This window comes from Rivularia sp. UHCC 0363, from assembly GCF_034931125.1.
Taxonomy (GTDB): domain Bacteria; phylum Cyanobacteriota; class Cyanobacteriia; order Cyanobacteriales; family Nostocaceae; genus Rivularia.
Genome location: NZ_JAYGHM010000032.1, coordinates 75,838 through 86,558 on the forward strand (window position 1 = coordinate 75,838; position 10,721 = coordinate 86,558).

General features: G+C 36.6%; 9 protein-coding genes. 5 read left to right on the forward strand and 4 right to left on the reverse strand.

Annotation, left to right across the window (positions count from 1 at the left end; translation table 11 throughout):
- Nucleotides 1–230 precede the first annotated feature (230 nt).
- Together VB797_RS18880 and VB797_RS18885 are read right to left on the reverse strand one after the other, a co-directional pair.
- Entirely contained in the window at nucleotides 231–1,208 is a 978-nt protein-coding gene (locus tag VB797_RS18880) for a site-specific DNA-methyltransferase (RefSeq protein WP_323239264.1), read from the reverse strand.
- Between the two features lie 218 nt (nucleotides 1,209–1,426).
- Nucleotides 1,427–1,816 carry a 6-carboxytetrahydropterin synthase gene (locus VB797_RS18885; RefSeq protein WP_323239265.1) on the reverse strand — a complete coding sequence of 130 codons (390 nt, stop codon included), beginning with the start codon at nucleotides 1,814–1,816 and terminating at the stop codon, nucleotides 1,427–1,429.
- Nucleotides 1,817–2,273: 457 nt separating this feature from the next.
- On the opposite strand from VB797_RS18885, the gene VB797_RS18890 reads away from it, so the two are divergent.
- Nucleotides 2,274–2,561 (forward strand): Mo-dependent nitrogenase C-terminal domain-containing protein, encoded by a 288-nt coding sequence (locus VB797_RS18890; protein WP_323239266.1) that lies wholly within the window; start codon nucleotides 2,274–2,276, stop codon nucleotides 2,559–2,561.
- On the opposite strand, the gene VB797_RS18895 is transcribed toward VB797_RS18890, so the two are convergent.
- A complete protein-coding gene (locus VB797_RS18895; protein ID WP_323239267.1) occupies nucleotides 2,558–3,799 on the reverse strand; it encodes an ATP-binding protein in 1,242 nt (413 codons plus the stop codon). The two genes, VB797_RS18890 and VB797_RS18895, sit on opposite strands and share 4 nt — an antisense overlap.
- Before the next feature lie 210 nt (nucleotides 3,800–4,009).
- On the opposite strand from VB797_RS18895, the gene VB797_RS18900 reads away from it, so the two are divergent.
- The 3 genes from VB797_RS18900 (at nucleotide 4,010) to arsS (ending at nucleotide 7,436) form a co-directional block, all read left to right on the forward strand.
- Nucleotides 4,010–4,687, forward strand: a complete 678-nt coding sequence (locus VB797_RS18900; protein WP_323239268.1) for a response regulator transcription factor — start codon at nucleotides 4,010–4,012, stop codon at nucleotides 4,685–4,687.
- Nucleotides 4,688–5,064: 377 nt separating this feature from the next.
- Nucleotides 5,065–6,033: an arsenosugar biosynthesis arsenite methyltransferase ArsM gene (gene arsM / locus VB797_RS18905; RefSeq protein ID WP_323239269.1), complete on the forward strand. Its 969-nt coding sequence runs from the start codon at nucleotides 5,065–5,067 to the stop codon at nucleotides 6,031–6,033.
- Nucleotides 6,034–6,449: 416 nt separating this feature from the next.
- The gene (gene arsS, locus VB797_RS18910; RefSeq protein ID WP_323239270.1) at nucleotides 6,450–7,436 is read left to right on the forward strand and encodes an arsenosugar biosynthesis radical SAM (seleno)protein ArsS; all 987 of its coding nucleotides are present in this window, start codon (nucleotides 6,450–6,452) and stop codon (nucleotides 7,434–7,436) included.
- Between the two features lie 355 nt (nucleotides 7,437–7,791).
- Here the strand turns inward: arsS and VB797_RS18915 are convergent, their stop codons facing one another.
- Nucleotides 7,792–8,250 (reverse strand): lipocalin-like domain-containing protein, encoded by a 459-nt coding sequence (locus tag VB797_RS18915; protein WP_323239271.1) that lies wholly within the window; start codon nucleotides 8,248–8,250, stop codon nucleotides 7,792–7,794.
- 1,136 nt (nucleotides 8,251–9,386) lie between these two features.
- Between VB797_RS18915 and VB797_RS18920 the strand changes: the two genes are divergently transcribed.
- Nucleotides 9,387–10,721, forward strand: a 1,335-nt coding sequence (locus VB797_RS18920; protein ID WP_323239272.1) for a DUF4114 domain-containing protein, incomplete at its 3' end; no start/stop codon positions are given.

Genomic DNA, 10,721 nt, shown 5'->3' on the forward strand with positions numbered 1-10,721 from the left:
CGGCGATCTTACTTCATGCATATTCTCGTTCCCAGGCTGAGCCTGGGAATGCCTTACGGAAGGCTCTGCCTCCGTTATATAAAGAAGGCAGAGCCTTCAAAGATGCATTCCCAGTCGGAGACTGGGAACAAGGAAATATTTGTAGTGGAACATGACGCGATAGATAGCAATATATCAACAATTACTAAAGGAACGGATGGTCGTGCTTTGATTTAGATGTATCTATATTTTTAAGAAAATAAATCTAATTGTCGAGAATCTATTTGAATTTTCACCTTTTTCTTTCCTCTTGCAGATTCCCATTCTTCAAATTTACCATCAGCTAAATCATTTAGTCGCTGAACTGCTCCCAAAGTATCACCAATTTCCGTACCTAACCAATATCTTTGTAGCTTTTGAGCGGCATAAAATGTAGTACCAGAACCCCCGAAAGGATCAATTACAATTTGTCCTGGATTTGATGCCATTGCGATAATACGTTCTAACATAATTGGAGCTAATTCATTGGCTCCTCTTTTCTTATATTTACGGTGACGTACTGGAGGAATATCGCTCCATACTTCCTCAAGTTGAGTCCACATTTGTTCCGTGTTATCAATAGCAGAAGCATCTTCCCAGACTTCTTCAGGAGCATCCCAAACGTCCATCAAATTAATACCCTGGGGATTCAACTTCTTCCGATGTCCGCCATAATCCCGAATTTCACCGTCACAATGTCGGCAAGTTTGTATTGGTGTATAAACTTTATTGAAAACTGCCGGTTCTCCTTTCGTATAGTAAATTAGACCATAATGAGCCGGAGACATTCGTTTACCCCTCGGAAAAGCTTTTGGCATTCTACAAGCAATCCAGTGACGAAAAAGCATACCTTTTTGATTGAGATATGCACCATATTCAATGCACCATTTGGGTAAGTTAAAAACGAATAAACTTCCGCCTGGTTTTAGTACGCGATCGCATTCATCTAGCCATTTTTTTGACCATGTGAGATATTCGTTATCTTTGAGATTATCATTTACACCTTTACCGTAATTTTTACCAAGATTGAAAGGTGGATCTGCAAATATAATATCTATGCTTTCATCGGGTACAGAAGATAAAAAATTTAGGCAGTCTCCTTGGTAGAGAATGCCGCGATCGCTTTGATAAACTTCGGTTAAATTATTGTTTTTAGCAATTGTAGGGGAGATGAGGTGGAAGGGTCGCATTAGATACTTTTTTATCTACTGTTTTTTATATTAAGTAGGTTGGTGTAAATAAACATAACTATACTTTGTCATTGCGTGTGCGTAAGCGCAGATTCACAGAGTGTTCCCTCTTAGGGAAGGAGGCACGACGAAGCAATCGCAAGGGTTTCGGATTATTTACATTTTGTTATATAGTTGTAAATTTCCCCGCCCACCTACTTATTTTTATTTCCATAATTTCAATCATCTTCATACTCAGCCCAAGAATTCGCCGTTTCCGATACTGCAACTTTAATTTTTACGTCTTCTGGTAACTTTTTCTTGGTTTCATCATATATATATTTAGCAATCATCTCCGATGTAGTTTCATATTCCGGAGGCATTACTTCGTTTAAAATGCAGTGGTCTAATCCTCCTTTGGTAACATCTTTTTTTGCCCAACGTAAGCTTCTAAAATCGGCAACCATCACCGGATGCGGACAATATTCTGAGGAGTGTAGTTTGGTGCTAATGGCTTCAATTCGCACTGTGTAAGTATGTCCGTGCATCCGACTGCAAGGGCCATTATAATCTTTGATGTAATGGGCGCTATCAAAGGTAAATTCTGTTACAATTTTCCACTTGGGCATCTTAAGTATTGCTTCGTTACTGGTTATCGTTGATCTATATGCAAACAGCCATGTGTCTACGCTGTTATCTTATCTTATCTTATTGAAGCTTTTGTGGTTCTTACTAGCACTTGTAAATCCCAAAGTGAAAATTAAGCGATATATGTTTGTTGGAATTTTGTACCAAAGGTGAAATCCTACATTATCGATATGTATCACCTTTGATTGAAACGGCGTTACAAGTCATATAAATTTGATAGATAAATTCATGAATATATAAATAACTATTTATTCATTTATAAGGGAGCTGTATGAATTAAGTAGTTTTCGTTCTTCAAATTATCCGGAACACTCAAGTAGCTGTATGTAGTTAAAGGTGTTCCTCAAAGGAATGCATAAGTTATTAAATCTGAACCTATTTATATGTAGAACAGGATTTAAAGTTAATTCTCTAACATTAAAAAATTAGGTGACAAATATGACAAGCTTTACTCAATTAAAATCCCAAAACGACTTTCTTTCTCCAATTCGTCAATGGCTCGATTCTCAAGAAATTCGCAACCCCAAATTAGCGCATTTTCTGTGTAAATCTATTCCCGCACAATGTCCTTTTGAACGCGATATAGTAGTTTTTGGTCGTAAATTATTTCACATTCCTCCTATGTGTAAGTTAAATCCTCTTTACGAGCAAGTTGTGACTTTACGCTTTAAAGCTTTGTGCTATCTTGCTGACGAATGTGGTGAAGATATTACTGCTTATTGCTAAGAGCAGGTTGGTAATTTTACGCTGATTATTGTTCCTTCTTCAATGGAAGATTTAATTAACAGTTGACCATTATGAGATTCTACTATGCGTTTAACTATTGCTAATCCTAATCCAGTTCCAGAGGCTTTTGTCGAGTAAAAGGGCTGAGTTAATTTCGGTAAAACCTCTGGTGGGATGGGTTCTCCACCGTTGCAAATGTTAATCGAGACTTGTTTGAGATTGTTTTCAAGCTGAACTTTGACGGTTTCTCCTGCGCTTATCGCTTCGCAAGCGTTACGGACAAGATTAATAATTATTTGTTTGAGTTTATCTTTATCTCCCATGACTTTTAATTGAGTTGATGGGGGATAATATATTATATCAAATTCTATCTGACGTTGAGTTGAGAAAGGCATTATTTGTAGCGATTCTAAAATTTCTGGAATTAATTTATTTATTTCAATTACCTCTATCTGTAACTTTTGAGGTTTAGCATACAACAAGATTTCTGTTAATAATCTTTCTAACCTATCAGCTTCTTCTAATGCTAAGGATAACCGTATTTGAGAAGCTTCTGATTTATCAACTTTATTAAAGTAACTCAAACCCATTTTCATGGTGGTAAAAGGGTTGCGAATTTCGTGAATAATACCGGAAGCAAATTCACCAATCGCCGCTAAACGTTCTTTTTCTATTAGCTTTGCTTGCGCTGCTTTTAATTCTTCCGTTCTTTTGCCAACCTCAATTTCTAATATTTCATTAAATTTACATTGTTGCTGATAAAGTTGATAATTATCAATTGCTGTTGCTGCACGTTCGGCAAATAATTCTACAATTGCAATTTCTTCGGAATTATATTTTCGGGGTTGTTGATGAAACGAACAAATTGTACCGATAACCTCTCCTTGGGAAGTGCGTAAAGGAACTCCTAAATAAGAACGATATCCTTGTGGTACTTGACCATATTCGGTGCAGGTATTACTATCATCAACTGTAAGGCTTTTTCCGGTTTCTACTACTGTTCCGGTGACAACACCGTGCAATGAATAAGTAGTTTCGTAATCATCTAGTTCTATACTGCTAGCAAGAATCTTATCAAAACCTTTTTGACAAAGCGTGACTACAGACCAATCTATAGTAATTAACTTACTAACAGCGATCGCAATTTCTTGTAAAAATTTGTTTAGTTCGCCATTTCGATAGCTAAGAGATGATAAAACTTCTAAAGTTCGCTGTTTTTGGTGCGATTCTAATAACATAAATTATTTCTCAATAATTTTTTAATCAGATTAATTTATCTAAGTAAAATATTTGTACTTAAACTTATTTTATACTTCTTATCAAGATTTCACAATCAATGCAAAGAATATACAATAATTGTTATCAAAACTCAATTATTGAAATAAGTCACGATATATACGTAAAATCAAAGCTGAAGACAATTTTAAATTTATATAGAATAATTAATTATGAAAGCGCATATTCTACTGATTGAAGATGAAGTAAAACTGGCTAAATTTGTAGAATTAGAGTTGGGTTTTGAGGGTTATCAAGTTAGCGTAGCAAACGATGGACTAACCGGATTAACGATCGCACGGGAATCGCATCCCGATTTAATTCTGTTAGATTGGATGCTACCGGGTATGACTGGCTTAGAAATTTGCCGACGCTTGCGAACCACCGGGGATAAAGTACCGATAATTTTGTTAACCGCTAAAGACGAAGTTAGCGATCGCGTTGCTGGATTAGATGCAGGTGCAGATGATTATGTAGTAAAACCATTCAGTATAGAAGAGTTGTTGGCGAGAGTCCGCGCCCGTATTCGCAGGACATCTGAAGAAAGTAGCGAAGATGTTTTACAGTTTGAAGATTTAAAATTAAACCGCAGTACTAGGGAAGTTTACCGAGATTCGCGATTAATAGATTTGACAGCTAAGGAATTTGATTTACTTGAATATTTGCTCGCACATCCCCGACAAGTCATAACCCGCGATCGCATTCTTGAAGAAGTTTGGGGTTACGATTTCATGGGGGATTCCAACATTATTGAAGTTTACGTGCGTTACCTGCGATTGAAGTTGGAAGCGAATCAGGAAAAGCGGCTGATTCAAACGGTACGCGGTGTTGGTTATGTGTTGCGGGAGTGAATGGGAGGACAAGGAGCAATCAATAATATTATTTGGTCTTTTTTTGAAAACTTATACTATTACTATGAGACAAAAACCTGTAGCATCAGACCGATGAGAATCGAACAATTTAACGTTATCCAAGCTTGCTCTCAGCAAAAACTCATCTAACTTCATGTAAAACATATTTAAATCTATATATAAAGAATCTGCTCCTAGGTTTTTGTCAGCCTTGTAGAATCAATGGTGGGGCGGGTATTTTACCCGCTACCGCTTTTTTCAATTAAATCGACTTTTATCTAACCTTCGCACAACTTAGAGTTATTGATATTACTATTTATCTAGCTTAGCTTCTTTTAAGAACAATCCAAAATCAAAAATCGTAAATCCAAAATCGAATGACCTACTTAGAAACAGCAGCCCAATTTTACAGCGAAGTAGCGCAAACCCCAGAAATTGGACTTTGTTGCGTGCAAAGTACTCCCATGCAGTTACCGGGTTTGCATATTCCTTTAAAAATGCAGGAAATGAATTACGGTTGTGGTACCACAGTTCATGCTAACGAACTCAGCAACGAACCAACAGTACTGTATGTAGGAGTTGGTGGTGGTTTAGAAGCTTTGCAATTTGCTTATTTTTCCCGTCATGCGGGTGCGGTAATTGCGATCGATCCAGTTGCAGATATGCGCGAAGCTGCAAAGCAAAATTTAGAAGTTGCAGCTAAAGATAATCCTTGGTTTGATACTAGCTTTGTCGAAATTCGCGATGGTGACGCTTTTAATCTACCAGTTCCCGACAGTTCAGTTGATATTGTTGCCCAAAACTGTCTTTTTAATATCTTTGAACCAGAAGATTTAACTCGTGCTTTAAAAGAAGCATATCGCGTATTAAAACCAGGTGGACGCTTGCAAATGAGCGACCCGATCGCAACTCGTTCAATACCCGAACATCTAAAGCAAGATCAGCGTTTGCGAGCAATGTGTTTATCTGGTGCGTTGACTTACGAAGAATATATTCAACGTATTATTAATGTCGGTTTTGGACAAGTTGAAATTCGCGCTCGTCGTCCTTATCGTCTGCTGGAAGCTTCTACTTATAATTTGAAAGAAAATCTACTTTTAGAAAGTCTTGATTCCGTAGCTTTTAAAGTACCCATACCAGAAGATGGAGCTTGTGTCTTCACTGGTAAAACAGCAATATACGCCGGTGCTGAACCATTCTTTGATGATAATAAAGGTCACATTTTACAGCGAGGAATTCCAGCGGCTGTATGCGATAAAACTGCTGGAAATTTAGCTGCTGCTTTACCAGAAAAAATAATTGTCACCGATTCAACTTGGTATTACGATGGCGGTGGTTGCTGCTAAAATTAGTTAGGAGATTTATAAAAGCATTTGTAGTGGGAGCATCTTGCTCCCTTGTTGTTTTTATTGAGGTAAAATGCCTCATTACCTATTCCCAACTACCTATTCCCAATTCCCAATTCCCAATTACCTATTCCCAACTACCTATTACCAATCCCCAATTACCTATTCCCAATTCCCAATTACCTATTCCCAATTACCTATTCCCAATCCCCAATTACCAATCCCCAATTACCAATCCCCAATTCCCAACTACCTATTACCAATCCCCAATTACCTATTCCCAATTCCCAATTACCTATTCCCAATTACCTATTCCCAATTACCTATTCCCAATCCCCAATTACCAATCCCCAATTACCAATTACCTATTCCCAATCCCCAATTACATATTACCTATTACCTATTACCTATTATTTATGATTCAAACTACAGTAACACCTTTCAAACATAAACTTGATTCGACCTTAACAAAAAAGCAAATCAATGTTTTACAGATTAATTTAGGTAAGCGTTGTAATCTTGCTTGCAGTCACTGTCATGTAGAAGCTGGACCAAAGAGAACTGAAGAACTTTCTCCGGAAGTTTGTCAACAGTTAATTGAAGTAATTAATAGATTTCCTGAAATTAAAATTGTAGACTTAACTGGTGGCGCACCGGAAATGAATTATGGATTTAAGCCACTTGTTGAAGCTGCAATAAATAATGGTAAGCAGATAATTGTTCGCTCTAATTTAACGATTTATTTTGAAGATGGATTTGAAGATATTCCAGAATACTTTGCTCAACACAAAGTTAGGGTTGTTGCTTCTTTACCTTGTTACCTAGCTGATAATGTTGATAAAATGCGTGGTGATGGTGTATTTGATGCTTCGGTAAAAGCGCTGCAATGGTTAAATAAATTAGGTTATGGTAAGGAATCAAATTTAATTCTAGATTTGGTTTATAACCCCCAATTACCCACAAGCGAAAATTTTGCTTTAACTCCCAATCAAGTTAAGTTAGAACAGGACTATAAAAAGTTCTTACAGGATAACTTTGACATTGTATTTAATAACTTATTCGCTATTACTAATTTACCAGTTGGTAGAACTAAGTTTCATCTAGAAAGAACTAAACTATACAAGCCTTACTTACACTTTCTAGAATCTAATTTTAACGCTATTACTGTGGAAAATTTGATGTGTCGCGATGAACTCTCAATCGATTATCTCGGCAATGTTTACGACTGCGATTTTAACCAAATGATGGATATCCCAGCTAAAACTTCTAACGGGGAAACCATTACTGTTGCGAAGTTGCTGGAAGCTGATAATTTAAACTTAATTAGTGAAGTACAAACTGCTACCTATTGTTATGGTTGTACTGCTGGTAGCGGATCTAGTTGTGGTGGGGCTTTATTATAGATTGGTTAATACGGGATTTGCTTGTAATTTGGGTTACAGGTGCATAAATTCTGAACGAAATAATCTCGTTACCAAAATTGTTACCAGCGAACTATTCTCCACCGCAAATTATACAATCGAGACTAAATAAGCAAGTCTCTTTACACCATATTATTTAAAACCGTGGTCCTCCCTGAAATATCCCACGGTTTTATTTTTTATTGCGATGGTTATCTAATAAGAAATCTCGTTACAAAAAATGATACGCAAGCATGGGTGCAGCAAGTTGCTGGTTATAATAAGATTATTGAACTTCTCACATTACACTTAAGAACCGTGAAGCTTTGTGTTTCGCGGTTTTTTATATTTTTTGCAGCTATTCTACACGTTCCCATACCAACTCAAATCTGGGCTTATCATCGCTTTGATATGGGGTTGTTAAAGTAATTCGATTTTTATCTAATTTAAAATTTCTAGTTAAACTCTTACCTACACGGTTGGGAATTGATGCGATTTCCACATGATGAATAACAGTATTACCATCAAGGGTATAACTTCCAGCGTATGAATTGAAAGTAGAAAAAGCTTGCGATCGCTCTTCAATTGGTACAGAATGTATGGCATCAGTCAGGGAAGAAGCTGAGTTACCGCTTAATAATGTGCGATCGCTTTTTGCGAATATCACCATGATTTTACCTTCGATGGTATAAGTGATGTAGCCAATGGGGTTAATTCCAAACGCTTCACGATCAATCTTTCCGTTAGAAAATATAGCCATTATTGAGATTAGTTTCCAAGTTCCTAGTAGCGGGTTATTGTCAGCAAAGTTAGACATTGGTAATTGGGAGGTAAGTATGCAGGGTAAATCACACCAGTTACAACCATTTTTCAGTTGATAGGAACCCCATCTAAAATTTCTCTCTTGCTCGATGTTGGGGGTTTAGTTCTTTTTTTCTGATAGTTGGAGCGGTTCAATAATTTCCCACCCTTTATCCGTCAAACTACTTGAATAGCCCATTGTCCCTTAATTAGCTCAAGTTGTGGAAGCAAGAAAGCACCTTCCACAACGAGCGGTGCAGGGCGATCGCATTCCTGAAAGTGTATTTGATAATCAACATTTTGGATTATTATACCTCTGAAGGTAAAGATACCAAATGGGTTCTATATGCCGTTGGACTTGCGATCGGCCTTGGTGTGCGGTGCTGCTGCTGCTGGAGGAAGTTGCTGAAGGTGAGTTACGTAAGCTAGAGTAAATAATACCAAGCTTTTATGCGTGGTTGAGTGGATTTTCTAGTTAATTGCTAAATTTAAGTTGCTCAGTTTATTTAACGCTAATCACAATTGATTAGCGTGCAGGAAATATTTGTCTAAAAACCTTGAATAAGAGGGAAGAGAAAAGATGGAAGTTGGGAGATATCGTTTTATAGGACTTCCTAATTTTTAATCTTTATAAATAATTTATTAAGTATTAAGAGAACGTTTACTCAGTAAAAATACCTCCTTCATCAATATCTTTGTACTTATTGCTAGAAGTATTATTCTCTATATTTAGTAATTAAGCAAAATTAAAAAGTATAAAACAGTACTTTTAATTACAAGTAATCTATATCAAACTGATGAACACAAGTTTTGACTTGTTACATAGTTAAATAAAACTCAATCCGCTGGTAAATTATTTCCAGGATATTGAGTAATTATGATGTCTGCTACTTAACTATGTCCGTATGGTTGTCAGGATTATTTATCTATAAATTTGGCTGATATTGTCTTGATTTTCTTCTGATAAAAGATTTGAGAATACTGATATTACATCCTTTCCTGTAATGGGTAAAGGAGTAGTTTCATTGCACTGTTAGTACGGAAAATTTGTCGCTTTATAACTTTTTTTCAGCTTAAACCTATAAACCGAAGAGAGTTTGTAGCTGGCGAAATCTCCTACAGCGATAACCAAATAATATTTATAAGGAAATAATGGATAATTTAGAATTCGTACCAAATTTTGAAGGTTTTGATGTAGGAGACACACAACCGGGTAATATCTTTTTAAAAAACGATATTCTAGCTCTAGATACTAGCACGAACGGAAGCTTTCAAGACCCACTGCTTACATCGAATCAAATTACTCCCCTGACATTAGAAAAAGATTTTACGGGAGAAATATCTGAATCTGAAATTGCTCCGATTGAATTAAATAATTTGGCTGTTGATGGTAGTTTTGATTCTTTAATTACTAATTTCCAGCCACAAGCTGCTCTGAGTGAAACTTTCCAAGCAGTGGAAACAGGGGTATTTACCGTTAATGCGACAGGTGAATTCACTATTGATTTTCTCTTCGATGCTGGTAGTTACAAGAGTGAATTTGCTGTTTTCAGTCTTGCGGGGATGGAAGGGTTAACCCCTGGTTCTAAAGAATATATAAAAGAAGCTGCAAGTCGTGCTTTGAGTAATTCGGAGTCGGGTTATATCATTATCGCGGATGATTCTGAGGGAGCGAAAATTACCGGAGAATTGGGAGAAAGCGATAAAAACGCGGGTAATTATTCGGGAATTAAAAGTTTTTCCATGAATCCTGGGGATAACTTTGCTTTTATGCTGGTTCCCCAAGGTAAGGTACAAGATGTATTTGATAATCCCGGAATAGATGGTGATCAACGTCCTTTATTTTCCATTGCATCAGCAAACCCCGGTAATGCAACTCAAATGATGCAGTTGTTGGATGGTACTGCTGATGGTGGTGTTTTTGGTATAGAAGATTTACGTTTAGACAAAAACTCTGATGCTGATTATAACGATATTATTTTCCATGTCAAAGGAGCAGCAGGTAAAGCAACTCCTTTAATTGATGTAGTAAATCCAGGTAATCCTTGGTATGAAACTGTATTAGGGGGAGAATTAATCGACTTTGCCAAAACAAATAACATCTTCGATCAACCAAGTGCAATTACCGTCGGTTTAGTTAATGATACTGGTTTGAGTCAAACTGATAGTGTTACTAATGACCCATCTTTAATTGGAAGTATCAGTAATGCGAGTCAGGTTACTAGTTTTAAAGCTGGATTTAATGGTAATCAAGGTTTAGTAGATATTTCAGATTCTTTACAGTCAGATGGTTCATTTTCTTTAGATAAGCAGAAGTTAGAGCAGATTAAGAATGGTTCTCTAACAGATGGCGATCGCACTTTAACACTACAAGCGGAAAATGCTAATGGTACGGTATTAAATACGACTAATTATTTCTTCACCTTAGATACACAGACGGAAGTACCGACGCTATTAAAGTTATCGGGAGTAGACGGAAGCGTTACC

Coding starts and splice junctions, on each gene's coding strand:
- VB797_RS18880 (WP_323239264.1), bottom strand. CDS start 1,208: ATGCGACCCTTCCACCTCATCTCCCCTACAATTGCTAAAAACAATAAT.
- VB797_RS18885 (WP_323239265.1), bottom strand. CDS start 1,816: ATGCCCAAGTGGAAAATTGTAACAGAATTTACCTTTGATAGCGCCCAT.
- VB797_RS18890 (WP_323239266.1), top strand. CDS start 2,274: ATGACAAGCTTTACTCAATTAAAATCCCAAAACGACTTTCTTTCTCCA.
- VB797_RS18895 (WP_323239267.1), bottom strand. CDS start 3,799: ATGTTATTAGAATCGCACCAAAAACAGCGAACTTTAGAAGTTTTATCA.
- VB797_RS18900 (WP_323239268.1), top strand. CDS start 4,010: ATGAAAGCGCATATTCTACTGATTGAAGATGAAGTAAAACTGGCTAAA.
- arsM (WP_323239269.1), top strand. CDS start 5,065: ATGACCTACTTAGAAACAGCAGCCCAATTTTACAGCGAAGTAGCGCAA.
- arsS (WP_323239270.1), top strand. CDS start 6,450: ATGATTCAAACTACAGTAACACCTTTCAAACATAAACTTGATTCGACC.
- VB797_RS18915 (WP_323239271.1), bottom strand. CDS start 8,250: ATGTCTAACTTTGCTGACAATAACCCGCTACTAGGAACTTGGAAACTA.